This window comes from Rhodococcus sp. YL-1 (assembly GCF_001942025.1).
Lineage (GTDB): Bacteria > Actinomycetota > Actinomycetes > Mycobacteriales > Mycobacteriaceae > Rhodococcus_F > Rhodococcus_F qingshengii.
In genome coordinates, this window is record NZ_CP017299.1 from 784,403 (window position 1) to 809,695 (window position 25,293).

24 protein-coding genes are annotated in these 25,293 nt (G+C 62.6%); 12 read left to right on the plus strand and 12 right to left on the minus strand.

Annotation, left to right across the window (positions count from 1 at the left end; genetic code table 11):
* Both BH682_RS03700 and BH682_RS03705 read right to left on the minus strand, forming a co-directional pair.
* On the minus strand, nt 1-798 hold the full coding sequence (locus BH682_RS03700; protein WP_031332820.1) for a helix-turn-helix domain-containing protein: 798 nt from the start codon (nt 796-798) through the stop codon (nt 1-3).
* A 180-nt stretch (nt 799-978) separates the two neighbouring features.
* Nucleotides 979-1,698, minus strand: coding sequence for a hypothetical protein (locus BH682_RS03705; protein ID WP_003945935.1), 720 nt, complete (start codon nt 1,696-1,698; stop codon nt 979-981).
* Nucleotides 1,699-2,063: 365 nt separating this feature from the next.
* Between BH682_RS03705 and BH682_RS03710 the strand changes: the two genes are divergently transcribed.
* A complete protein-coding gene (locus BH682_RS03710; protein WP_075832093.1) occupies nt 2,064-2,705 on the plus strand; it encodes a hypothetical protein in 642 nt (213 codons plus the stop codon).
* A gap of 88 nt (nt 2,706-2,793) precedes the next feature.
* Here the strand turns inward: BH682_RS03710 and BH682_RS03715 are convergent, their stop codons facing one another.
* The 7 genes from BH682_RS03715 to BH682_RS03745 all read right to left on the minus strand — a co-directional run bounded on the left by BH682_RS03715 (nt 2,794) and on the right by BH682_RS03745 (nt 8,692).
* Entirely contained in the window at nt 2,794-3,486 is a 693-nt protein-coding gene (locus BH682_RS03715; protein ID WP_058039314.1) for an LpqN/LpqT family lipoprotein, read from the minus strand.
* Nucleotides 3,487-3,563: 77 nt separating this feature from the next.
* Nucleotides 3,564-4,436 carry a biotin-dependent carboxyltransferase family protein gene (locus BH682_RS03720; RefSeq protein WP_075832095.1) on the minus strand — a complete coding sequence of 291 codons (873 nt, stop codon included), beginning with the start codon at nt 4,434-4,436 and terminating at the stop codon, nt 3,564-3,566.
* Nucleotides 4,437-4,493: 57 nt separating this feature from the next.
* Nucleotides 4,494-5,108: a 5-oxoprolinase subunit PxpB gene (gene pxpB, locus BH682_RS03725; RefSeq protein ID WP_083954644.1), complete on the minus strand. Its 615-nt coding sequence runs from the start codon at nt 5,106-5,108 to the stop codon at nt 4,494-4,496.
* On the minus strand, nt 5,105-5,866 hold the full coding sequence (locus tag BH682_RS03730; RefSeq protein ID WP_054781063.1) for a LamB/YcsF family protein: 762 nt from the start codon (nt 5,864-5,866) through the stop codon (nt 5,105-5,107). Before BH682_RS03730 ends, pxpB begins: the two co-directional genes overlap by 4 nt.
* A gap of 34 nt (nt 5,867-5,900) precedes the next feature.
* Nucleotides 5,901-6,782, minus strand: coding sequence for a metal ABC transporter permease (locus BH682_RS03735; RefSeq protein WP_003945811.1), 882 nt, complete (start codon nt 6,780-6,782; stop codon nt 5,901-5,903).
* Complete coding sequence (locus BH682_RS03740) at nt 6,779-7,657, minus strand: metal ABC transporter ATP-binding protein (RefSeq protein ID WP_047269722.1); 879 nt, start codon at nt 7,655-7,657, stop codon at nt 6,779-6,781. The genes BH682_RS03735 and BH682_RS03740 overlap by 4 nt, the downstream gene beginning before the upstream one ends.
* A gap of 84 nt (nt 7,658-7,741) precedes the next feature.
* Nucleotides 7,742-8,692: a metal ABC transporter solute-binding protein, Zn/Mn family gene (locus BH682_RS03745; RefSeq protein ID WP_047269639.1), complete on the minus strand. Its 951-nt coding sequence runs from the start codon at nt 8,690-8,692 to the stop codon at nt 7,742-7,744.
* Between the two features lie 139 nt (nt 8,693-8,831).
* Between BH682_RS03745 and BH682_RS03750 the strand changes: the two genes are divergently transcribed.
* Nucleotides 8,832-9,920, plus strand: a complete 1,089-nt coding sequence (locus BH682_RS03750) for a LacI family DNA-binding transcriptional regulator (RefSeq protein WP_007733995.1) — start codon at nt 8,832-8,834, stop codon at nt 9,918-9,920.
* Between the two features lie 3 nt (nt 9,921-9,923).
* On the opposite strand, the gene otsB is transcribed toward BH682_RS03750, so the two are convergent.
* A complete protein-coding gene (gene otsB, locus BH682_RS03755) occupies nt 9,924-12,464 on the minus strand; it encodes a trehalose-phosphatase (RefSeq protein WP_007733998.1) in 2,541 nt (846 codons plus the stop codon).
* 87 nt (nt 12,465-12,551) lie between these two features.
* Nucleotides 12,552-13,190 carry a cholesterol catabolism transcriptional regulator KstR gene (kstR, locus tag BH682_RS03760; protein ID WP_003945752.1) on the minus strand — a complete coding sequence of 213 codons (639 nt, stop codon included), beginning with the start codon at nt 13,188-13,190 and terminating at the stop codon, nt 12,552-12,554.
* Nucleotides 13,191-13,284: 94 nt separating this feature from the next.
* On the opposite strand from kstR, the gene BH682_RS03765 reads away from it, so the two are divergent.
* From BH682_RS03765 to BH682_RS03790, 6 genes are all read left to right on the plus strand, one after another.
* Nucleotides 13,285-15,447 (plus strand): acyl-CoA dehydrogenase, encoded by a 2,163-nt coding sequence (locus tag BH682_RS03765; protein ID WP_075832096.1) that lies wholly within the window; start codon nt 13,285-13,287, stop codon nt 15,445-15,447.
* A gap of 83 nt (nt 15,448-15,530) precedes the next feature.
* A complete protein-coding gene (locus tag BH682_RS03770; RefSeq protein WP_003945711.1) occupies nt 15,531-16,571 on the plus strand; it encodes an acyl-CoA dehydrogenase family protein in 1,041 nt (346 codons plus the stop codon).
* Nucleotides 16,556-17,707, plus strand: coding sequence for an acyl-CoA dehydrogenase family protein (locus BH682_RS03775; RefSeq protein WP_007734012.1), 1,152 nt, complete (start codon nt 16,556-16,558; stop codon nt 17,705-17,707). Before BH682_RS03770 ends, BH682_RS03775 begins: the two co-directional genes overlap by 16 nt.
* A gap of 10 nt (nt 17,708-17,717) precedes the next feature.
* Entirely contained in the window at nt 17,718-18,707 is a 990-nt protein-coding gene (locus BH682_RS03780; RefSeq protein ID WP_083954645.1) for a bifunctional MaoC family dehydratase N-terminal/OB-fold nucleic acid binding domain-containing protein, read from the plus strand.
* 2 nt (nt 18,708-18,709) lie between these two features.
* Nucleotides 18,710-19,150 carry a MaoC family dehydratase gene (locus BH682_RS03785; protein WP_007734018.1) on the plus strand — a complete coding sequence of 147 codons (441 nt, stop codon included), beginning with the start codon at nt 18,710-18,712 and terminating at the stop codon, nt 19,148-19,150.
* The gene (locus tag BH682_RS03790) at nt 19,147-20,316 is read left to right on the plus strand and encodes a lipid-transfer protein (protein WP_019746856.1); all 1,170 of its coding nucleotides are present in this window, start codon (nt 19,147-19,149) and stop codon (nt 20,314-20,316) included. The genes BH682_RS03785 and BH682_RS03790 overlap by 4 nt, the downstream gene beginning before the upstream one ends.
* Before the next feature lie 111 nt (nt 20,317-20,427).
* Here BH682_RS03790 and BH682_RS03795 read toward each other — a convergent pair whose 3' ends face one another.
* On the minus strand, nt 20,428-21,744 hold the full coding sequence (locus BH682_RS03795) for an HNH endonuclease signature motif containing protein (protein WP_075832100.1): 1,317 nt from the start codon (nt 21,742-21,744) through the stop codon (nt 20,428-20,430).
* 84 nt (nt 21,745-21,828) lie between these two features.
* On the opposite strand from BH682_RS03795, the gene BH682_RS03800 reads away from it, so the two are divergent.
* From BH682_RS03800 to BH682_RS03815, 4 genes are all read left to right on the plus strand, one after another.
* Nucleotides 21,829-22,395, plus strand: a complete 567-nt coding sequence (locus tag BH682_RS03800; RefSeq protein ID WP_075832102.1) for a GNAT family N-acetyltransferase — start codon at nt 21,829-21,831, stop codon at nt 22,393-22,395.
* 31 nt (nt 22,396-22,426) lie between these two features.
* The gene (locus BH682_RS03805; RefSeq protein ID WP_075832104.1) at nt 22,427-23,428 is read left to right on the plus strand and encodes an AraC family transcriptional regulator; all 1,002 of its coding nucleotides are present in this window, start codon (nt 22,427-22,429) and stop codon (nt 23,426-23,428) included.
* Nucleotides 23,429-23,562: 134 nt separating this feature from the next.
* Complete coding sequence (locus BH682_RS03810) at nt 23,563-23,973, plus strand: VOC family protein (RefSeq protein ID WP_047269632.1); 411 nt, start codon at nt 23,563-23,565, stop codon at nt 23,971-23,973.
* A 180-nt stretch (nt 23,974-24,153) separates the two neighbouring features.
* A complete protein-coding gene (locus BH682_RS03815) occupies nt 24,154-25,293 on the plus strand; it encodes a serine hydrolase domain-containing protein (RefSeq protein WP_198174634.1) in 1,140 nt (379 codons plus the stop codon).

Consider the following 25,293-nt stretch of genomic DNA (forward strand, 5'->3'; position numbering starts at 1 on the left):
TTAGGCTGACAACTCGCACGCGTCCGAGTAGTAGTTCTTCGGTGTGCGTCCGGTGACCTTGCGGAACACGCTGGTGAAGGCGCTGGGGGTTTCGTATCCGACGCGACGGCTTACCGTCGAAACAGGAACGCCCGCAGCGAGATAGGACATCGCAGCGCGGACGCGAACTTGAATTCGCCACTCGGTGAAGGACATCCCCGTGCCTTGAGAGAACACGCGGCTCAGGGTGCGGGGGCTTCCGCCGACCACGTAGGCCCAATCGGCAAGCCCGCGTTGATCGGCGGGGTCGGCGATCAGGCGGCGTGCGACGGCGAGGGCCCGGGGATCGGCGGGCATCGGTACTGCGACATCAGCCGCCTCGATGGGCGCGAGCGTGTCGAAGACTACGGATTCGGCGCGCAAGCGAGCCTCGGTAGGCATATTTCGCTGGTGCAGATGGATGAGCATCGTCTTGACGACGTCGTCGATGCCGATGATCGCGGGTTTTGTCCACGGGTGGGGGAACGACTCGGGCCGGAAATAGGTGAAACGAGCCTCGGTGGATGCGCCGAGCGTGATGCGCCGTGGAGTTCCAGCTGGGATCCACATGCCGACCGTCGGTGGTATCTGCCAACGAACGTCGTCGATGTACGCGCTCATCTCGCCGGAAGCGCCCCAGAGGAGTTCGTGTTCGGGATGGCGGATCTCACGCCACGCGCGCTTCTGATCACGCCCGATGGTGGACGTCGTCATCGAGAAGGGGAGCGGAACGTACCGGCCTGCCGGCACAGCCCAGTACGGAAATCCTGTGGAACTCATCGGTGGATCATACCGCGAATGACTTAGGTAATGCTTTCCTATTTGGTTCTTTGATGCAGGCGCGACGGAGTGTGATCGCCACAAAAGATCGAGGGTGGCACCGAGTCCGAAGACTCGATGCCACCCTCGAACACATTCCCCGACGGAGTGTTTACAGGTGGAGCAGGCGGAGCGAGTGAATCAGCTGCCGTTGGCCAGGACACCGCTGATGATGTCGGAGATGAAGCCGGCCGGGTTGTCGAGGATGGAGGATCCGGCCGAACCGGTTCCGCCCTCGCCGTCAGAAGAGCCGAAGCCCAGATCTGCCGAGCCCGATGCGGCCGCCTCGCCGGGGTTCTTGGCGCGGATCTTGGCGTAGACGCCGCTGATGTTCTGTTCGGTATTGAACGTCGAGATACCGATCGAGCTCGACATTTCCTGGTACGAGCCGATCGGTGCATCGTCGGCGACGAGGTACTGCGCCTCGATCGTCACGGTCTTGCTTCCGGTGGGTGAGATCAGCCAGCCGGTGCTGGGCACATTCACGGTTCGGGCGGCAGTGTCAACCGAAGGCGTGACGGATTCGGTCTTCTGACCGCCGATCAAGTGCCACGCGTTGACCGTTGCCGTGCCCTGGATGTACTTGAACGTGGCGGGGTAGCGGTCGACGAACTGGTCGACGTAACGCTCGGGGTGGCCTGTTGTGGAGATGACCGTGCGCACGGTGACTTTGCCGCCGGGTGCAACTTCGCCGTCGCCCACGATGCTCTTGGTGATTCGGACGTTGGAGGAGTTGACCGTTGCCGCGGACGGGTGGGTGGCATCGGCGCTCGCGGTGCCTGCGGTCATCACGAGTCCGCTGGTGGCAAGTGCAGCGATTGCGATTCCGGTGAGTGTTTTGCGCATTGAAAAACGTGACATGAAATTCTCCGTTCGAGGGGTTCACGCTGACGGCGATGGGATGACTCTTCAAAGGTTGCGCCGCGGTAACCATTGAAACCTATCGGACGCTTGCCTATGTATCAGTTCGGCAGAATTTACGGAAAAGTCCGAATTGAGAGGACTTTTTCGGTGTCGATTGCCTGCCGTTAACTGATTGTCGACTATTTCGACGAAAAGCTGGGCGAATGTCCAGGTCGACTGTATCGTACTTCGAGAGTCGGGTTGCAACAAGTTCCAGTAATCAATGAATTCGGTTGTCCTGGAACCACACAGAGTGGAGATTGTTCGTGGCAAAGTTTGGATCCAGGAATCGTAGTCTGTCCACCGTTGGAGCTGGTTTGGGGGTGATTGCTCTTGCTGTGGGCGCAAGCGCGCTGGGTGCGGGAGTCGCGACTGCCGAGACAGCAACTTCCGGTGCCTACACATTTACTCGCACCGTGGACAATGCGTCGCCGAAGATCGGTGACACGATCACCTACACGACAGTGTCGAAGAAGAGCGGAATCGACGGGTATATCAGCAGGTTCACCGAGACGCATGCCGCATGCTTGACCTTTGTCCCGGGCTCGGCGAAGGTCACGAAGTTTCACGTTGGCGGGACGATGACCGAAACCACTGAAACGCCGGAACTGACAGCCACGACGCTCGAGGTGACCAGTGCCGGCTGGATCAACAACGGCAGCAAACCGGTGACCATGAAGACCAGCTACAAGGTTACTGCTTCGTGTGCGCCGGGAACCGTGTACGGAAGTGGATTGGCGGTAGGTGCCACGGTGATGGGCAACGGATTCCAGTCGAGTGCGAATTTCGCCAACTTGGGCCCGTCCATCACTGTCCGCGCCGCGGATGTGGTCGATCCGGTTGACCCGGTCGATCCCGTTGATCCGGTTGATCCCACTGGCCCCGGAACCGGTGGCGGAATCGGATCGCTCGGCTCGTTGAGTGGTGGCCTCGGTTCCCTCAGCGGCCTGTTCGGTTCGAGCTAGGCGAGAGTTGTGAAACGGCGGGCCGAGACTGTCGTGGTCTCGGCCCGCCGCGGTTGTTCGGTGATCGGGTATTCAAACCATCAGGTGCTCAGCCGAATTCGATCGAGGTGTTGATTTCTTCCACCTGGTTGGAGGTCTGCATGTTCGTCGTGTCGGTGAACTGGTTTGCAAAGCTGACCAGGTAGACCGGCGAGTTGTCGTCGGCTTGGTAAGCGACGACCGTCATGACGGCGTAGAGCGGAACGTCCAGGTTTGGGGCGGTCCAGGTTCCGGAGAGGCGGAAACCCTGCTGTCCGTCGACGTCGATCTCGGTGTACTTCACCTCGGTCCACCCGTCGAGAGTGGCGATCGTTTCACGCGCAGCGGCAAGAACCTCGTCTTTTGTTGCGGTGCCCTGGTTTTCGACCGTCACCGTGGTGTTCGGCATGAAACCGCTGGGTTCCTGGCTGTTGCTGGACAACGCGTCCGTAACGCCGGCAGGGATGTTCTCGCCGTGAGTCCAGCTCGGCGGGAGGCTGACGCTGATGCTCGGCGCTTCGGGGTCGTCGCCGGTTTCGATCGTCGTCCGCTCACCGATGAACGGTGTTCCGTCCCGTAAAGTCGGCGTCGCGGCAGCGGCAGACGACGAGGATGCAGAACTTTCGGAAGCAGTGGTCTCACTGGTGTTGGTATCACTGGAGACGGCGTCGCCGCTTTCCGAACTGCTGCATCCGGACAAGACGAGTGCAGCAGTGATCAGTGACGCTATTCCGAGAGCAAGTGTGCTGCTCTTAGGGCTCATAGTGTGACAGTCCTTCAGGTTCTGGCGACGGCCGAGCGCCGCCGGCAGCATTGCTGGCGCGGCTGAGACTATCAGCGCTACGACGGCCGAGTAGTGGCCTTGAAGGTAATGGTGCTGCCGGGCCGCAGCTGTGCCAGCGACGCAATCCCGGCGTCGGAAACGACGGCGATGACCGGGTATCCGCCGGTCACGGGATGGTCGGCGAGGAACACGACGGGCTGGCCGCCTGGTGGCACCTGGATGGATCCCGTCACGACGCCTTCGCTCGGCAATTCCTCGGTGCGTGAGCGATGCAAAGGCCCTTGGCCCTGTAACCGGACCCCGACTCGGTTGGTGTGTTCGGTGACTTTCCACGTGGTGTGAAGGAGCGCGTGAACGGATGCGGCCGTGAACCAGGAATTTCGGGGGCCGAGCGTGATCTCGATCGGAACTGCGCCGAGTGCAGGAGCGGGCGGTGGAATCAACTCTTCGGTGGGCCACGTCCCTTCCTCGGCCCCGAGGAGGAGCAGATCGCCGGCGGCGAGCGGCGGCGGCCCGAGTCCGGAGAGCGTGTCGGTGGATCTGCTGCCGAGTACCTGCGGGACGTCGACGCCACCGCGTGCAGAGATGTACGTTCTCAACCCGGTTGTGCTGTAACCCAATTCGAGAATGCTGCCACCACCCAGATGGATGCTCGCGTAGTCAGGTGCCGGCCGTCCGTCGACGGCCAGCGGCACCCGCGCGCCTGTCGCTGCCACCGTCATCGAACCGACGGCCCGCATAGCGAAACCCCCAGCGGTGACTTCGATGGTTGCTGCTCGAAAAGTGTTGCCTACGAGTCTGTTGGCGCTGTCATGCGAGATCATGTCGACGGCGCCGGATCTTCCGACCCCGAGGGCGCCGTAGCCTCTCCGCCCGCGGTCCTGAACTGTGGCGAGCGGGCCGGTACGCACAACCTCGAGCCAGGCCATGAACCCATTGTCCCGCAACAGCGCGGTGAAGACACCAAAATCATGCTTGCACCAAAATCATGCACGGACAAAGGTGACTGTGGTGCCGGGTAGAAGCAGCGCCGGCGGGCGGCGCTCGGCATCCCACACCGACAGTTCAGTCGTTCCGATCAACTGCCAGCCGCCCGGGGAACACCGTGGGTAGACGCCCGTGAACGGTCCGGCCAACCCGACTGCACCGGCCGGGATCTGCCGGCGCGGGTCCGATCGACGTGGAACCTCGAGCCTTGTCTCGCTGCTGGTCAGGTACGCGAAGCCGGGAGCGAAACCGATGAACGCGACGGTCCACGACGCAGCCGTGTGAGCGTCGATCACACCGTCGACCCCGAGGCCGGTCAGCTTGCCCACCTCTACGAGATCGGGGCCGTCGTAGCGGACCGGAATCTCGACAGCAGACCCGCTCTCGTCTGCTGTGAGTTCGATCGGTACGGCCCCACGTACCCATTTCTCCACCAGTTGGTGCGCGGTGATCGTGTTGTCGTACTCGATCAAGATGGTTCGCGCCGCGGGAATCAGGTCGATCACGCCGGGGATCCGACTGGCGTCGAGAGCCCTGAAGTTGCCCAGCACGCTCGGCAGTTCGTCGTACTCGACGAGGACTGCGGATTCACCGGCGGGCAGGATCGTGATCATGTGAACGGCGTGATCTCGACGTCGGAAGATTCGAGGAGAGCACGGATTGCCACGGCCATGTCGACGGCTGCCGGACTGTCACCGTGCACGCACACCGATGCGGCAGCGACTTTCAACGTGCTCCCGTCGACTGCGTCCAACTCGCCGTCGACGACCATTCGCCGAACCCGTTCTGCAACAAGCGTCGGGTCGTGCAGAACGGCGCCCGACTCGGTGCGGGGGACCAGGGTGCCCTCCGCCGTGTACGCACGATCGGCAAAAGCCTCGGCGACGATTTCGAGGCCGGCCTCGCGCGCCTCTTCCAGAAACACCGAACCCGGTAGTCCGAGAACAGGTAGCGAACTGTCGTAGGCAACGACGGCGGCGACCACGGCCCGCGCCTGCCGTCGGTGATGGACTATTGCGTTGTAGAGCGCGCCGTGGGGTTTGACGTACGTGACCCGCGATCCGGCGACACGAGCCAAACCGTCGAGTGCCCCTATTTGATAAATGACGTCGGCGGTGAGGTCCTTCGGGGAGACGTCGATGAAGCGTCTGCCGAAACCGGCGAGGTCTCGGTACCCCACCTGCGCGCCGATCCGGACGCCGCGGGTGGCGGCGGATTCGCAAGTCGCCAACAGCGTTGTCGGGTCGCCGGCATGGAATCCGCAGGCGATGTTCGCGCTGGTGACAAGTTCGAGCATGGCGTCGTCGTCGCCCAGGGTCCAGGCTCCGAAGCCCTCGCCGAGGTCGCTGTTCAGATCAACGCTGTAGCCCATACCTCGATTCTAGGTAGGTATGGGCTCTCGGTGTTCAGGCGTGCGCCGGAATCCGTCCGGCATTCTTGCGACGTGCGGATCCGAAGAGTCGGCATATCAGGTAGATCACGAACGAGACCGAGGTGACGAAACTCGAGACGGGAACGCCGGGGGCCAGCGAGAGAAGGATGCCGCCGACGGCTGCCAGTTCGGCGAACACGACGGAGAGGATCGTGGCCTTGAGTGGGCTTGCCGTGACGTACGCGGCGGCCGCTGCGGGGGTGATCAGCAGCGACATCACCAGCAGAGCACCGACGATCTGTACGCCGAGTGCTGCGGTGATGCCGACCAACACTGCGAACACGATCGACAGTGCCCGGACCGGAACACCGCGAGCTGCAGCAACTTCGGGGTCGGTGCTTGCGAACAGCAAAGGGCGGTAGATGAATCCGAGTGTGCCGATCACGATGACCGCGCACAGCAGCAGAAGTTCGAGACCACTGTTTCCCGGCGCCACGATCTGTCCGACCAACAACGAGAAGCTGGTTCCCGTGCGACCGTCGTACGCCCAGAGGAACAACACCGACAGGCCGAGGCCGAAAGCCATGATCACGCCGATCACCGAATCTCGGTCGCGCGCTTTGGCTCCGAGCAGTCCGAACAGCACTGCCGCGACCACGGATCCGACGATGGCACCGAAGCCGACGCCCACACCGACGAGAAGTGCGGCGGATGCGCCCGTCAGTGACAGCTCACTCGTTCCGTGCACCGAGAACGACATCTGACGGCTCACGATCAGCGGCCCGATGATGCCGGCCAATAATCCGAGGATGGCACCGGCAATCAACGCCTGTTGGACGAAGTCGTACTGCAGTAGGTCGACGGTGGCGGACACGTCGAACATCCGCGACATCGCGTCGGTGAACTTGTTACTCACTGGTGGTGATCCTCATCAGAATGGTGAACGCCTTCTCCCGGGCGTAGTCCGCCGGCGCTGCCGAGCGCGTCGATGGCGTCGCCGGTGCCGATCACGACGAGGCGGCCACGAACCTGCAACACTTCGACGTCGGTGTTGTACAGATCCGAGAGAACTTCGGACGTCATCACTTCGGCCGGCGTCCCGATCCGGAATTTGCCGTCCACCAGATAGAGCACTCGATCCACCAACGGCAGGATCGGATTGATCTCGTGCGTCACGAACAGCACCGCGGTGTCATGGCTGCGCCGCCGCTTGTCGATCAGCGTCGAGACCAGGTGCTGGTTGGCGAGGTCGAGGCTGAGCAGCGGCTCGTCGCACAACAGGATCCGCGGGTCGCCGACCAAAGCCTGTGCGATCCGCAGTCGCTGCTGCTCACCGCCGGACATGGAACCGATGGGAGCGTCGGCGAACGACTGGGCGCTGACCTGTGCGATGGCGTCGTCGACGATCTTGCGGCGACGACCCCGACGCAGTAGGCCCGTACCCCACTGGTGACCGTCGACGCCGAGGCCGACCAGGTCGCGGCCGCGGAGCGGGAGGCCGTCGTCGATCGATTTCTGCTGCGGGATGTACCCGACGTGTGAGTTCCCGGCCCGTGCCGGCGTGCCGACGATCTGTGCACTACCGCCGCTGAGTTGTAGTTGGCCCAGCAGAATCTTCAGGAGCGAGGTCTTGCCCGACCCGTTCGGCCCGAGTACGGCGATGAACTCACCTGGCTGTACCTCGAGATCGAGCCCGTCCCACAATGTGCGGGCGCCGAAGGACAATCGAGCGTCCTTCAGCGTCACAGCGGGCACGGAGGCCGCTGAAGGCGCGGTGTTACCAGAAGGCACGGTGTTACCAGGGGGCACAGGAGTATTCGCGGAAGTTTCTGTCACAAGCCGATCGGTTCTTCTCGGAAATGGTGGGGCAAATAATTACTGGGCAGAGAGGGCGTTTGCGAGCGACTCCGCGGTCTGCGTCTGCCACTGAATGTAGTCCAGGCCCTCGGGGAGAGTCTCCGTAACCTCGACGACGGGCACTCCGGCGGTTTCGGCTGTGGTGCGCATGTCCTGGGTCACTTTGTCCTGCGTCTGGATGTTGTAGACCAGTGCGCGGGCCTGCTTCTCCGAGAGGAGCTGGCGCGTTGCGGCGATTGCGGCCGGTGAAGGATCGTTGCCGTCTTCGATGGCACTGGTGAACTCTTCGGGAGTTGCGTCCTTCAGTTCAGCTGCGACCAGGAGGTAGTGCGCGATCGGCTCGGTCTGCGCCACCGGTGCGCCTGCGTGGGCAGCGGCGATGGAATCGGTGATCGCTGTGACGCCGGCGAGCTTCTGGCTGTATGCCTTCGCGTTGTCCTCGTAGGTCGCCGCGTTGTCCGGATCGAGAGCGCTCAGCTGATCGGCCACCGAATGTGCGACGGCGTCGACGGTCGGGATGTCGAACCAGACGTGTTCGTTGACTGCGCCGTGGGTGTGACCGTCATGCGATTCGCCCGCGGTTTCGCCGGCGTGGATGCCGCCGTCGAGCAGGTTGTAGGCGTTGACCGTCTTCTGCTCGCCCTTGCCTGCGTCGAGGACGTCGGTGATGAACTGGTCGTAGCCGCCACCGTTGTAGACGACGAGCGATGCGTCGGTGATCTTGGCGGCATCGGCGGGAGTCGCCTCGAACGAGTGCGGGTCCGCGGACGGCTCGTTGATGATCGACGTCACGGTCAGCTTGTCGCCGGCGACGGCCTGCGCGACGTTGCCCCACACGTTCGTCGATGCGACGACGGTGATGCCGTCGTCCTTCGAGGAGGTTGAGCTGCACGCGGTGAGCGCGAATGCTGCGGCGACCGAGACGGCCGCGAGGGCGGTGGCGGTGCGGAATTTCGACGACGAACGCACGTGCTTTTCTCCTGAACAAAGGCTGGGCTAAATGCTATTGGAAACCGTTACCGTTACACATTAGCGCATAGTCGCTGGTAGTTCACCTTCGGTTCAGCCCCAACGCGCCGTCTGCGGGCACTACGGCTAACGTCCGTTTATGCCCCGGTCCCGTCAGCCACGCCGTCAAGCCACTTTGGCGTCGCTTGCCGCCGAGCTCAATGTGTCGAGAACTACAGTCTCGAACGCGTACAACCGACCCGATCAGCTCTCCGTCGAGCTGCGGGATCGAGTGCTCCAAGCGGCCAAGCGACGCGGATACCCCGGACCTGATCCGGTCGCCCGCTCCTTGCGAACTCGCAAAGCCGGCGCCGTCGGTCTCCTGCTCACCGAAGCACTCAGTTATTCGTTCCGCGACCCGGCCGCCATGAGCTTCCTTGCCGGTCTCTCGGAATCATGTGAGGACGCCGGCCAGGGCTTGCTGCTCATCCCGGCCGGGCCCGGCCGCGACGAGGTGGATGCTGCCGCCGTGGTCCAGCAGGCGGGCGTCGACGGCTTTGTCGTCTACTCCGTGGCCGACGACGACCCGTATCTCGCTGCCGTGCTCGAGCGTCACATTCCGATCGTCGTCTGCGACCAGCCCCGCGAGATTCCCGGTGCATCCCTCGTGGGCATCGACGACCGCGCTGCCATGCGCAAGGTCGCCGACTACCTCATCGGGCTCGGCCACCGCGACATCGGCGTGCTCTGCATGAGGCTGGGGCGCGACCGGATGGACGGCGTCGTCAGCCAGGAACGACTCAAGTCCCCACACTTCCACGTCCAGCGTGAGCGGATCGAAGGAGTGCGCGACGCGATGGTGGCGTCCGACATGGACCCACTCTCACTCACCGTGATCGAGCGGTACGTCCACACATCGCAGTCCGGGCACTCGGCGGCGGCGGAAGCTCTCGCGACCAACCCCGAGATCACCGCACTGGTCTGCACCACCGACGTGCTGGCTCTCGGCGCCTTGGACTGGGCGCGCTGGCAGGGCATAGATGTACCTGGCCAACTGTCGATCACCGGATTCGACGGCGTCGACGAGGCGCTGCGCGAATCACTGACAACGGTGCGCCAGCCCCAGGAAGAGAAGGGCCGGCGTGCCGGTGCGCTCCTGATGTCGCCGTCCGGATCCGGCGTTCCGATAGTCGAGATGCTCGACACCGAACTACTGGCCGGGCGAACATCAGGTCGGATCAAGGGGTAGCGCTCACGCCAGGAGTTGGGCGCAGCGCAACAAGCCCAGATGGCTGTACGCCTGGGGGTGGTTGCCCAGTGAGCGTTCCGCGATGGGGTCGTACTCCTCCGCGAGCAGTCCGGTGGGACCCGCTGCCGCGACCAACTGGTCGAACAGTGCCTCTGCTTGCAGGCGTTGCCCGATCAGTAGGTATGCCTCGACGAGCCAGGCGGCACAGAGATGGAATCCACCTTCGATGCCGGGCAGGCCGTCGTCGTGATGGTAGCGGTATACCGTTGAGCCGCTGCGTAGTTCGGCCTCGGTGGCTACGACGGTCGCTGCAAAGCGCGGATCCGTCGGATCGATCAGCCCCGACAGCCCGATGTGCAGAGTCGCCGCGTCGAGATCGGTACCGTCGTAGGCTGCGGTGTACGACTGGACGTCGTCCTTCCAGCCCTTGTGTCGTACTTCGTCGGCGATCTGGTCACGCAGTTCCACCCACTCGGGCAGGGCCTCGCGAGAAAAGCGGGTCGCAAGATCGACGGCGCGGTCGACGGTGACCCAGCCCATAACCTTGGAATAGACGTGGTGGCGCGGGTTGTCGCGAATTTCCCAGATGCCGTGATCGGGTTCGAACCAGCGCCGCTGCACTGCTTCGACCATGGCGCACACCAGTTCCCAGTCGCGGTCGCTCAAAGGATCGGGATCACCGGCCTTTTCGCGTGCATTCGCCAGTTCGACGATGAGCTCGACGATCGGGCCGAACACGTCCAGTTGAACCTGCTGATTCGCGGCGTTTCCGACGCGGACCGGCCGGGAGCCGGCGTATCCGGGGAGTGAATCGATGACGGCCTCTGGCGGTAGCGAAGTCCCGTGGAGCGTGTAGAGGGGGTGCAGGCGCTCGGGTCCCGGCAGTGTTTCGAGCACGCGGTGGACCCAGTCCAGGTAGTTCTCGGCCTCGTCGGTGGATCCGACGCTCACGAGAGCTGTTGCGGTGAGGGCGGCGTCGCGCAACCAGCAATAGCGGTAGTCCCAGTTGCGGACTCCGCCGATCTCTTCCGGCAGGGACGTCGTCGCGGCAGCCATGATGGAACCGGAATCGGCGTGGACCAGCCCGCGCAAGGTCAGTGCAGAGCGTTTCATCAAGTCCGGCTTCAGCTTCGGGAGTTCGAGCGTCTTGGCCCAATCGGACCAGTAGGCCTCCGAGGTCGCTCGACGCTCGAGCTCCGGAACGTCGGACGGGCCGATTTCTTCTGTTCCGCAGCGCAATTCGAGGACGACGTCACCCTTGGACGGCTCGACGATGGCGTGGGCAGTCTGCTGGTTTCCGTCGGTGGCGATGTTCCACAGCACACCGGGGGAGCGGAGCACGTACGGCTCGTTGGTGCCGAGGACCCGAATGCCCTCGTCGACGACCTCGAGCGTGACCTGACCCTGGCCGAACTCGGGACGGGGTGCAAACGAGACGATCGCGTCGGCCTGACCGGAAATGATGCGGGTCAGGTCGGTTCGTCCCTGTGGGACGTCGTGGGGGAGGTAGTCGGTGACGGACAGGCTCGCCCAGCGGGTCTGAACTGTCATCGTGCTGTCGATGTACTTCTGGCTCAGCGGCAAGGCTGTGCGTCGAGGCCCGACCGAGAAGTGCCCGGCCCCGGTTCCGCCGAGAAGGTGTGCGAAGACGGCCGCTGAATCCGGTTCCGGGTGACACAACCAGGTCAGCGTCGCATCCGGGGTCACCAAAGCGACGGTGCGCGGACTGGCGAGCATCGAGAGTCGCTCGATGGGCGGAGCGTCGGCGCCGGAAAGCCACGTACGACGCTCGTCGAGCAGGAACGCCAGAGCGGCAGCGACGTCCTCGGTGCTGTCGACGCGATAGTCGGCGACGGTGTCCCCGCTGCCGACCTTGATTCCGATGTCCGGCCCCTGAAGCCTGCTGAACGCCTTTTCGTCGGTCACGTCGTCGCCGATGAAGACGGCAGCGGTTGCGCCGTCCTGATGGCGAATCAAGTCGAGTGCGTGCCCCTTGTCGGTGGCGATGACTGCCAACTCGACCACCGATTTGCCCTCGGTGACCTGAACGCCTGGCCAGAGTGCCGATTCGGTGCGGACGGCGATGAGCGCCTTCTCGGCGTCGTCGGCACTGGTGTTGCGTACGTGCAGTGCAACGCTGGCGGGCTTCTTCTCCACCGTTGCCCCAGGGGTGTCGGCGGCGATTCGGCCCAACTCGGTGACGATCTCGTCGAGCAGTTTCCTGGCGTCGGCGTCGATCGCGTGAACGAATCCGATGTCGAACTCGGAGCCGTGGCTGCCGACCAATTGCACTTCGGCGGGAAGTCGGGACAACGCAGCCAGATCCTTGAGGGCGCGGCCCGAGATCACGGCAGCCGTCGTCGACGCGAGGCTGGCGAGAGAGCGGAGCGCACGCACCGTTTCCGCGCGGGGATACGCCTTGTCCGGGTTGGCGACGATGGGTGCCATCGTCCCGTCGTAGTCGGAGGCTACGAGCAGACGCGGCGTGCGTGCCACGCCTGACAGCGCTCGGCGGAGTTCGATGGACAGATCTTGTGCGCTCACCTCTTCAAATCTAGGTGATGCAGCGACTCCTGGCTCGATACGTTTCCGGCCGATCAGTGCAAAAATGACAGATGCGACAAAGGATGTCTATTCGGGTTTCCGAGTTCCGTCACCGAGCAGCAGTTCAACCGTCAATTCCAGTCGATTGGCGACATCGGTAGCCGAAGAGCGTCGCGTGAGCCATGCCACCAAATTGGACAGCCACACATCGGAGATCACGCGCGCGATCGCCAACTGCTCTTCGGTTGGCTCCTCTTCGGTCATCGCTCGTGCGAAGAGGCGGTCCATCAACTGGCCCACCTGATCGACCTCGGCCGCTGCGGAGGCGTCGGCGAACATGAACGCGCGAGTCATCGCTTCGGTGAGGAGCGGATCGCGCTGCATCGCGCGGGTGATGAGGCTGAGGATCAGCTGCATCCGCTCGAGCGGACTGGTTCCAGGCGGGATCTTGCCCTTGGAATCGATCTTCTCGAATTCGCGTGCCAGGGCGGACACCAGTAGGTGAACCTTGGACGGGAAGTAGCGATAGAGCGTTCCGACTGCGACGTCGGCACGCTCGGCCACGGCGCGCATCTGAACAGCCTCGTAGCCCCCCTTGGACGCCAAGGCGAGTGTTGCGTCGAGAATCCGCTTGCGGCGTTCACGTTGCGCGTTGGAGCTGAGATCGTCGTCCCCGAGCGTTGCAGAAGCAACCGCGTTGGAGCGGGATCGGGATGTTGTGGTCATCGACAAATTCCTTCGCGCCTTGACTCTTGGCCAGGTGTCATATTAGAACACGTTCTAAACAATTGTGTCACTTATCGAGAGGCGGGAACCAGTTGTGACAATCGCCACGACCGATGAACAGCGGGCGGTCCAGGAATCGATAGAGGCCTGGGCTCGCTCGGCCACGCCGATGGACATGGTACGCCGTGGACCAGCAGTTTCGTGGCGGGGGAAATGGTCCGAGTTCGCGTCTCTCGGGATATTTTCGGTCGCCGTTCCCGAAGCGGTAGGCGGAGCCGGGGCCGAAATCGTCGATCTCGCAGCAATGCTCGAGCAGGCGGCAATCGAACTCGTGCCGGGTCCTGTTCTCACGACTGCACTCGCAGCTCTGGTGGTGGGGCGTAGTTCGTCGCCCGCTGCCAAGCGATGGTCCGAAACGCTCGCCGACGGTGCGCTGCCGTGTGCCGTCGTATTGGACGAAAGTCCAGTTGCGGCAACGGCGAATGCGTCCGGCGGCATCGAGCTTCATGGCGAAGGAGGTTACGCCTGGGGCGGCGATTCGGGCGTATCGGTACTCGTGTCGGCGGGCGTCGTGTCCGAAGACGAAGGCTCGCGTGTCGTCTGGGCTCTCGTCGACGGAGACGGCGAAGGCGTGACCTACGAAGCGGTCGACACGATCGACAAGTCGCGACCACTGGCGCGAGTCTCCTTCGATCGAGTGACGGTCGATGCCGACCGAATCCTCGATGACATTGCGCCAGGATCGGTTTCCGACCTAGCGGCGGTACTGGGGGCAGCCGAAGCTGCCGGAATCGCGGCGTGGAGCCTGCGTACTGCGGTGGAGTACGCGAAGATTCGCGAACAATTCGGAAAGCCCATCGGCTCGTTCCAGGCGATCAAACACATCTGCGCCGAAATGCTGTGTCGCGTAGAGAATGCCGGAGCCGTCGCCTGGGATGGTGCGGTCGCTGCCGAGTCGGGCGACGAACTTCCGATCGCCGCAGCAGTGGCCGCCGCGGTGTCGCTGGATGCCGCTGTCGACACGGCAAAGGACTGCATTCAAGTGCTCGGCGGCATCGGATTCACCTGGGAGCACGAGGCGCACTTCTACCTTCGTCGAGCACTGTCGCTCCGGCAGATTCTGGGCGGATCGTCTCATTGGCGCGCACGCGTCGCGGAATTGACGATCGGCGGCGCACGGCGTCACCTTCAGATCGACTTGAGTGAGCTAGAATCCGACCGGTCCGAAATTCGCGAAGAGGTAGCGCAATTGGTGGCGCTGCCCGAATCCGAGCAGCGCAACGCGTTGGCCGAATCGGGCTACCTTGCGCCGCACTGGCCCAAGCCGTACGGCCGGGGCGCCAAGGCCGCGCAACAGATTCTGATCGAAGAAGAGTTGGCGGCCGTCGGTATCGGCCGACCCGATCTGGTGATCGGCTGGTGGGCAGTGCCGACCATCCTCGAGCACGGCAGTGCGGAGCAGATCGAAAGATTTGCGACTCCGACGCTCAAGGGCGAGATCACCTGGTGCCAGCTCTTCAGTGAACCCGGCGCAGGTTCGGATCTTGCGGCACTGCGCACGACCGCGGAAAAGGTCGACGGCGGTTGGAAGCTGAACGGCCAGAAAGTCTGGACTTCGCTTGCGCGTGAAGCTGACTGGGCCATCTGCCTCGCCAGGACCGATCGCGAGGTTCCCAAACACAAGGGCATCACGTACTTCCTTCTCGACATGAAGACGGCTGGGATTCGAATCTCGCCGCTGCGCGAGATCACCGGAGATGCCCTGTTCAACGAAGTCTTCCTCGACGACGTCTTCGTCCCGGACGAGTGCGTCGTCGGCCAGCTCGGTGGAGGCTGGAAACTGGCCCGAACGACCCTCGCCAACGAGCGGGTCGCAATGAGCGGTGGCTCTTCGCTCGGCGGTGCGATGGAGGAATTGCTCGCGCTGGCCGGCGACCCCGATCCTGTGGTGGCAGACAAGCTCGGTGGGCTGATCGGAACCGCCATGGTGGGCTCACTGCTGGAATTGCGCACGACACTGCGGCAATTGGACGGTCAGGATCCGGGTCCGGCGTCGAGCGTCCGCAAGCTGGTGGGCGTGCGCCAGCGTCAGAATGTCGCGGAGTTCGCCATGGAATTGGGTGGTACTGCCGGGTGGGTGGAGGGCCCGCTTTCGCGTGAGTTCCTCAACACGCGATGCCTGTCGATTGCCGGCGGAACCACGCAGATTCTGTTGACCGTCGCCGCGGAGAGAATTCTGGGCCTGCCCCGTGATTAGACGGCGTAAGTAGAGGCCTTTAGAAATGTCCACGTTGGTGATACAACTAGAACACGTTCTACATCAGAGACAGGATTGCCAGCGTGGACTTCACTCCCGATGAAACCCAGGAAGCGGTAGCCGAGGTGGCTACCGCGCTCCTTGCCCGCGAACTGGAGCCGGACGCGCTCTGGGCGGCATTCGCCGATGCCGACCTGCTCACGTTGGCCCTGCCCGAGCGTCTGGGCGGCGAGGGACTCTCCGTCGCCGACGTCGGTTCCCTCCTCGTCGAGGTCGGCCGGGCCGCTGCTCCAATTCCGGCTCTCGCAACCCTCGGCTTCGGTGTACTCCCCATAGTCGCTCTGGGGACCGACGCTCAACAGGACGAATTGCTCACCGGAGTCGGCGCCGGACGGGTGTTCACCGCGGCGCTCGGTGAGCCGGGTCAGCAGTTCCCGGCGCAGCCGTCGACCACCGCGCAGCAGTCGGGCGACTGGTATCGCGTCAGCGGGACGGTGCTTGCCGTGCCTTTCGCGGCGAGCGCACACAGAATTCTTGTGCCCACCGACGCCGGAGTCGTTCTCGTCGATCCGACCGCCGCCGGCGTCGCATTGACGCCGACTCCCAGTGCTTCCGGCAGTCCCGAGTTCGCAGTCACGATGGACGAGGCAGTCGGTGAACTTCTCGGTGCCGGCGAGGAAGCCGTCCAGACGCTGTACCGGATCGCCACGGCAAGCATCGGAGCCGTTGCAGACGGTTTGGTGTCCGGTGCCGTCGATCTCACTGCGGCACATGTCGGCTCGCGTGAGCAATTCGGTAAGCCGCTCGCCACGTTCCAGGCAGTCTCACAACAGATAGCCGACGCGTACGTCACCTCTCGGACCCTTCACGTCGCGGCGTTGTCGGCGTCCTGGCGCGTGTCGGAGGGCCTGGACGCCCAGTCGGACCTCGACGTCATGGCGTACTGGATCGCCCAAGAAGTGCCTGCCACGATGCAGGTGCTTCACCACCTGCACGGTGGTCTGGGCGTCGACGTCACGTATCCACTTCATCGTTACTACTCGACTGCAAAAGACCTGGCACGCCTGCTCGGCGGTGCTTCGCAGCGACTCGACCTCGTGGGGGCCCGGTGTTCATCGATCTGACCGACAGTCAGCGCGCATTGCAAGCTGAACTTCGACGCTACTTCTCGACGCTGATCTCGCCCGAAGAGGCCAAGATCATGCGCGTGGAGCGGCATGGCCCTACCTATCGCGAGGTCATCCGTCGTATGGGCAAGGACGGCTGGCTCGGCGTCGGCTGGCCGGTGGAGTTCGGCGGACGTGGGTTCGGTGAAGTCGAGCAGCAGATTTTTGTCAACGAGGCTGTGCGGGCGGATGTCCCACTGCCTTCGGTGACTTTGCAGACCGTCGGTCCGACCCTGCAGAAGTACGGCAGCGAGGAGCAGAAGCAGAAATTCCTGCCCGCGATCCTCGCCGGTGAAGTGCACTTCGCGATCGGCTACACCGAACCGGAAGCCGGCACCGACCTTGCAGCACTGCGCACTTCGGCGGCACGAAATGGTGACGAGTACGTCGTCAACGGCCAGAAGATTTTCACCACCGGCGGGCATGACGCCGATTACGTGTGGCTCGCCGTGCGGACAGGGTCTGCCGATTCAAGGCACCGCGGCATCTCCATCCTGATCATGGACACCAAAGATCCCGGCTACACCTGGACCCCGATCATCACCTGCGACGGTGCGCATCACGTCAACGCCACCTACTACGAGGACGTTCGCGTTCCGGCGAACATGCTTGTGGGTGAGGAGAATCAGGGCTGGCGCTTGATCACGACGCAGCTCAACCACGAACGCGTCATGCTCGGTCCGGCAGGTCGTGTCGCAGGGATTTACGACCACGTCTTCGATTGGGCCAAGCGTGAAAACCTGCTTGATCACGTTGACGTACGACGCGCGCTCGGCGAAATTCATGCGACGTACCGCCTCAACGAACTGCTCAACTGGCAAGTGGCGTCGAGTGATTCGGATTCGGTGGATATTGCCGACGCTTCGGCAACCAAAGTGTTTGCGACCGAGCGTATCCAGCGGGTCGGTCGACTGGCGGAAGAGATCGTCGGGCGGTACGGAAATCCGATCGATCCCGAAACTGCTGATCTCATGGAGTGGCTCGACATGCAGATCAAGCGCAACCTGGTGATCACCTTCGGCGGTGGAGTCAACGAGGTGATGCGCGAATTGATTGCGACCGCCGGCCTGAAGCTTCCTCGCGTTCCGAGATAGGAAACAAATCGTGTCAGATCCCATTCTCACTGCTGCCGAGCGGGTTCGAGAGGACGGGCCAAGCGCTCCTCGCGCCGGCCGGGACCCCGTGAACCTGCCGATGATCCGCAACTGGGTCGAGGCGATCGGTGACGAGAACCCGATCTACGTCGACGAATCGGCTGCCCGCGCCGCCGGACACGACGGAATAGTCGCGCCGCCGGCGATGGCGCAGGTATGGACGATGCGCGGTCTGGGGGCAATTCGAGAAGCCGACGATCCGTTGGGCCGGATGACGGACATCCTCGACGAGGCCGGATTCACGTCCGTCGTCGCGACCAACTGCGATCAGATCTACCACCGCTACTTGAAGCCAGGTGAAGAAGTCACCATCTCCTCGGTGTTGGAAGACGTAGTGGGACCCAAGAAAACAGGTCTTGGTGAAGGATGGTTCTTCACTACTCGCAGCTTCTGGCGGGTCGGCGAAGAACTGGTCTCGGAGATGATGTTCCGGATCTTGAAGTTCGCGCCGCCAGTCAGCGAGAGTTCCTCCACTGACGTGCCTGCGGACCTGGACGCATCTCGAATGCTGCGTCCGACAGCATCCCTCGACACGCAGTTCTTCTGGGACGGTGTCGCCGCACACGAGTTGCGTATTCAACTGCGTGCGGACGGTTCGGTACAGCACCCGCCGGTGCCCGCGATCTGGAAAGACAAGTCGGAGCAGACCGACTACGTGGTGGCGTCAGGTCGGGGAACGGTCTTCAGCTTTGTCGTTCACCACGCCCCCAAGGTTCCTGGTCGGTCGTTGCCGTTCGTCGTTGCCCTGGTCGAACTGCCTGAGGGTGTGCGGATGCTCGGCGAATTGCGCGGCGTCGATCCGTCGAGTGTGTCGATCGGAATGGAGGTGGAGGCGATCTACCTCGACTTCCCCGGAGACGACGAGACCGGGGGAACTCCCTGGACTTTGTACGCCTGGCAGCCGGTTGGGGCTTCTGCGGTTTCTGCGGGGAAGGAGTGACGATGACTTCGACGACGGATATCACTGTGGGAGAGGTTCTTCCGCAGCTCTCGATTTACGGCGACCCGACGTTTGTGGTCTCGGCGGCGCTCGCTACCCGCGATTTTCAAGATGTTCACCACGACCGCGATCTCGCACAGAAACGCGGCTCGAAAGACATTTTCGTCAACATCCTCACCGACACCGGCTTGGTGCAGCGATTCGTGACCGATTGGGCCGGACCGCGGGCTGTACTCACGTCGATCAAACTCCGCCTCGGAGTCCCCTGGTACGCCTACGACACCTTGACGCTCTCCGGAACGGTGACCTCCTACGACGAGGATCTCGTGTCGCTTGCGGTGGTCGGCAAGAACAGCCTGGGAGATCACATCACCGCACAGGTCACACTGGCATTTCCGGCGTCGGGCTCGAATGGAGACATTGAAAACGGAGACATTGAATGAGCGCATTGTCCGGCAAGGCAGCGATCGTCGGAATCGGAGCCACGGATTTCTCGAAGGACTCCGGTCGCAGTGAACTGCGACTGGCCGCCGAGGCTGTTCAAGCCGCGTTGGACGACGCCGGTCTGACACCCGCCGACGTCGACGGTCTTACCTCGTTCACCATGGACACCAACACCGAAGTGGCAGTAGCTCGTTCGGTGGGGATTCCGAACCTCAAGTTCTTCAGCCGCATTCACTACGGAGGCGGTGCCGCTGCGGCGACGATTCAGCAGGCCGCCATGGCTGTTGCCACCGGCGTCGCAGACGTCGTCGTCGCTTACCGCGCGTTCAACGAGCGATCGGGTGCGCGTTTCGGGCAGGTGAACTCCGGCCTTGTGGCGCAGGTCAATTCGTCGGGAACGGACAACGCCTTTTCCTATCCTCACGGATTGGGTACTCCCGCATCCTTTGTCGCGATGGTCGCGCAGCGATACATGCACGTATACGGAGCGTCCAGCGAGGACTTCGGTCGAATCGCCGTCGCCGACCGTAAGCATGCAGCCACCAATCCGAAGGCGTTCTTCTACGGAAAACCGATTACCCTCGAGGACCATCAGAACTCGCGATTCATCGCTGAACCTTTGCATCTCCTCGATTGCTGCCAGGAATCCGACGGCGGCATCGCGATCGTCGTCACTTCGCCAGAACGAGCCAAAGATCTGAAGAACACCCCCGCCGTTATCGCTGCCGCCGCACAGGGCAGCGGGGCAGATCAATACATCATGACCAGCTATTACCGCGACGGTTTGACCGGCCTACCGGAGATGGGCCTTGTCGGCGATCAGCTCTGGTCACAAAGTGGGCTGCGCCCGTCGGACATGCAGACGGCGATCTTCTACGACCACTTCACGCCCTATGTTCTGATGCAGCTCGAGGAACTCGGTTTCTGTGGCAGGGGAGAGGCAAAGGACTTCATCGCCGGTGGCGCAATCGAACTCGGCGGCAAGCTTCCGATCAACACCCATGGTGGACAGCTCGGCGAGGCATACATTCACGGGATGAACGGTATCGCCGAGGGTGTTCGGCAGATCCGCGGTACTTCGGTCAACCAGGTCGACTCCGTCGAGAATGTACTGGTGACTGCGGGAACGGGCGTTCCGACATCGGGGCTTGTGCTGACTCGCTGATTATCGTGGGCACAGCTTCATCAAGCGTCACGGCCGGTTGGCACCGCATCGAGGTCTCCTTCGATGCGGTGCTCGGTCCGTGTTCTGTTGTCGCCAAAGAGGTTTGACCTCTCAGGTTTTGAAGGTGGTGTTCGCCGGCCTGGGTTGCTGCCCGGGGTCGATCGAGGGCGGCGGGATGAACCAGGGTTTGTTGTCGACTCCTATTCGGATTTCCCATTTCCCGACGAACCCCGATTTCCGGTGCATCAGTCGGTGATGTGAACGGCACAGCAGGACCAGGTTGTTCATCACCGTCGGGCCGCCGTTGGCCCAGTGCCGGATATGGTGCGCATCCGTCCAGGCAGGCACACATGAACAACCTGGGAACGCGCAGCCCTTGTCTCGGGCGATCAACGCCACTCGCTGTTCGGCGGTGACCAACCTCTTTCCTGGTTTCGCATCCAAGGGCGCGCCGTGATCGTCGAGCAGAACGGTCGAGAGGAAACAATCACACCCGAGAAGTCGGGCCTGCGACACCGACAGTGGCCCGAGCCAGGGCATGTGCCCGACATCAAGATCCGACAAGTCCAGATCGGGTGAGCCTTCGTCGTCCATATCAGAAGGCGACGCGGCGCAATCCCGATGCTCAGCCAAATCACGAGCATTGATGTGCACGTTCACGTGCGGGCGTTGACCACCGTCGGTGCCGGTCTTCGCGCAATCGAGATACCGCCGGATCAGTTCCGTGAACCCGTCGGCCGTCCGTTTCGCCGCCGACCGAGAATCCGGGGTTCCATTGGGTGCCGGGGTGGGCATCGTCAGATTCGACAACGCCGACAGCAACATCTCGCCGGTGAGGGCGTCGAAATCGCCGCGCACCACCACTCGACCGTTCAAGGTCGACGCGATCCGGAGCTCGTTGAGATCGACATCTTCGGCGGGCGGGATCTCATCCGATTCGAACACTCGCTCCAAGGTCGCGATCACGTTCCGCACCTTCGTCGTCGTCGCCTCCACACCCGACGCAGCAGCCAACAACAAATCGATGCACTTCGGGAGCGCCTCCTCCGGCATCCCCTTCGGTGGTGATTCACAGAACGCCACGATCAACACGGCATGCTCGAACGAGCAATCCCCATCATCGAAGCCTGCCGCCACAGCCGGAAACGGCCGCAAAGCTGCACCCAGGGCGGCGATCTTCTTCCCGTCCCGAACCTGCAACATGGTGTTCGCCGCCAACCACGCACCCACACCGCGACTGGCAATCACCTGATCATCCGGGCGCAACGACAACTCTTCCACCACCGCCACCCGCACAGCCTCGAGACGCAGAATCTCCGCACTCGCCTCGATAGCAGCGGTACGCAACTCAGAAGCAGACAACTGCCACAGGCGTCCGCGTAACCCCACCGCAGAACCCGACACCACATCCGACAACAAGACACTCATTGAATCCCCCGATCCCCTCCCCAACAATACTCGAACATGCGTTCGAGTCAAGAGGTGCTTTTGGGCTCGCTCTAGGATCGCTGGATGTTCACGTTGACTACGGAACGCCTTGTTCTTCGAGATTTCACTGCCGCGGACGAAGGTGCCGTCCATCAGTACGCGTCCGACCCTGCCGTCTGTAGATATGTTGATTGGGGGCCGAACACCCCCGCGGTGACCAGGGCATTCCTGGCTGACGCGGCACTCGAAGCTGCGCTCGTCGAACGTCGCACGTTCACCCTGGCCATCACGTCGAAGGCCGATGGAACGGTCATCGGTTCGGTAGCTGTGTGGGAAGTATCCGCCGTGCACAGGCGGGCGGAACTCGGTTTTGTCGTGGACCCGAAGTTTCAAGGGCGAGGCTATGCGTCGGAGGCGGGGCGCGCGGTTCTGGAATTCGCCTTTGCTCGCTTCGGAGCGCAGCGAGTGCAAGCAACGTGTCGTCCCGAGAACTCGGCGTCGGCGTCGGTGCTCACCAAAATCGGAATGGAGGAGGAGGGGCGAATGAGGGCACACATGGTGATCCGGGGGACCGCGGTGGATTCGCTGCTTTTTGCTGCAACACGACCCGCCGCCGTACAGCCAGAGATCACGTCAGCTCACTTCGCGTGACCTTCCCGGGCCCTGGTGCGATACTCGAACCATGTTCGAGGATGCCTTGCTCATCGACGCGGCCGGCCGGCCCACTATGCAGCATCACCAGGCCTTTTCTCGGGACTGGGACCGCATCAAGGAGTGGTCCGACAACATCTACATGCCGTATACGGTCACGCCGATCGGAAGTCGGTTGAAGCCGGCTTCGGACATGTACTCCGCGGTAGTCGGCAAGATCGACGTCACCAGATTCTGTTACGGGATTCCGGTCTCCGTCGGTGAATGTTCGCCTGAGGCCGGAAACATTCTGGTTCTGACGACTATCAGAGGCAACGGTCGACATGCCCTCGGCGGAGGAACTGCGGTGAATACTGCCGTGGGGGAGACCTTTGTCGCCGACTGTAGCCGGACCGACTACTTCGTCGAATTCGACGAAGATCATCTGCAGCTGAATCTCACTGTGCCGCATCAGCTTGTCGCCGATCACGCCATGCAATGGTTCGGGTCGGTTCCCGACGACCGTCTGTGGCGGCACAAGTGCACCATTGGCGGGCGGGGCTCGAGTTGGCTGGCATTGATGGACTACGTCGTTCGCGCAATTGCAGAGTCGCCTGAGGCGATGTCGAGCGAAAGGCTGGGTGCCAGAGTTCAAGAACTCATCGCGGCTCAGCTTCTCGACGAGTGGGCGACGCAGGCCGGGCTGCAACTCGGCGTCGACGTCGCCTCCGCCGAACCTGCCTACGTGCGATCTGCAGAGGAGTTTATCGATACGTTTGCTCGCTCGGTGCCGACGGCATCGGAGATCGCGGCTGCGGTGGGTGTCAGTGTCCGGGCGCTCACTGCGGGATTTCGACGGTACCGAGACACCACGCCGGGGCAACGATTGCGCGCGCGTCGGTTGGAGGGAGTACGCGGCGAACTGTTGCGTTCCGACGGGAGAACCGTCTCCGAAATCGCCAACGCCTGGGGCTACGTCAATCTGGGCATGTTTGCGGCCACATACCGGAAACGGTTCGGAGAGTTGCCTTCCGAGACCCGGAATCGACTCTGAGGACAGTTGTTTGAACGGTCATGACGATCGTTTTACGCACTCGATGAACTGCCGTGATCCGTTGTTTCGTATCGGAGCGTTCTGCAAGGATTGAAATCGAACGTGACAGCAATCCCACGAGCTAGGAGTACGTCATGGCAACTCGACTCAATCCGTACATCAGCTTCAACGGCAATGCCCGTGAGGCGTTGGAGTTCTACAAAGAAATCTTTGGTGGCACGCTGGCGCTGAGCACGTTCGGTGAGTTCGGCAATCCCGGTGAAGGCGGCGACAAGATCATGCACGGAATGCTCGAAACCGATCAGGGATACACCCTGATGGGTGCCGACACTCCGCCCGGCATGCCGTACAACCCCGGCGACAACATCACGGTCAGCCTCAGCGGCGACGACGGCGACGTGCTGCGCGGGTACTGGGAGCAGCTGTCGGGAACAGGTACGGTCAGCGTTCCGCTTGAGAAGCAGATGTGGGGCGACGAATTCGGCGCCTGTACAGACAAATTCGGCATTTCCTGGCTGGTGAATATCGGAGCGCCCCAGAGCTGACTCCAAGCTCTGCCCGGTTCTGCCGAAACGAGACAGTTTTCCTGCCGTTTCGAGGCAGAACCGGGTATGTGATCGCCGTTACATTCTGTTCGACAAGACAAGTTACAAGTCGGATGGAGAAATGCAGTGACGATCGAAGATATTGCGCGGAAGCCCCTTTCGAAGCAGCACCTCGACGACGTGCTGGCGCGAGCAACTCAGCGGGCTGACCGAGTCCCGGGTGTCGTCGCGATGATCACGGATCGAGAAGGCAACATCTACGAGGGTGCAGCCGGTGAGCGGGCTCTCGGTCACGGCGAACCGATGACCCTCGATACAACCTTTGCGCTCTTCTCCACCACCAAGGCGATTACCGGTACCGCTGTCCTGCAATGTGTGGAGGAGGGGTTGCTCGATCTCGATGCACCTGCAGCGACCTATGTTCCCGACATCGGTGAGCTGAAGGTCCTGGACGGTTTCGACGCCGGCGGAAACCCCGTTCTTCGGGAACCCAAGCGTGACATCACCACTCGCATGCTGCTCCTTCACACTGCAGGGTTCGGCTATGACTTCTTCAACGAGTCGTACAACCGGCTCTCGCAGGAACATGGGCAGCCCAGCGTGATCACCTGTAGCAAAGCGGCGCTCACGACACCGCTGCTCTTCGACCCGGGTGAGAAGTGGGAGTACGGCACCAACATCGACTGGGCCGGACAGGTCGTCGAGTCGATTCGAGGTCAGCGACTCGGCGATGTCATGCGTCAGCGCATCTTCGAACCTCTCGAGATGGCCGATACGGCATTCACGATGAGCCCGTCGATGAAGGATCGACTTGCGCCGATCCATCAGCGTGAGAGCGACGGAAGCCTCACTCCGCTCATCGGATTCGAGCTTCCGGCCGAACCCGAGGTGCACATGGGTGGTCACGGTTTGCACGGCACTGTCGGCGACTACATGAAGTTCATCCGTATGTGGCTCAACGACGGCGCGGGCACTTCGGGTCGCGTGTTGTCGTCGGAGACGGTAGCTGCAGCCGTTCAGAACGGGCTCGAAGGCCAGCACGTGGGGTTGTTGCCCGGAGTTCTCCCGACGCTGTCCAACGATGCGGAATTCTTCCCCGGTGTACCCAAAGGATGGGCATACTCCTTCATGACAAATGAAGAGGTGGCACCCACCGGTAGGCCGGCCGGATCGCTGGCTTGGGCGGGTCTTGCCAACCTCTATTACTGGATCGACCGGCAGACCGGCGTCGGCGGGTTCTGGGCAACGCAGATTCTGCCGTTCGCGGACGCTGGATCCATCAACGGATACCTGGAATTCGAGACCGCCGTTTACCAGTAA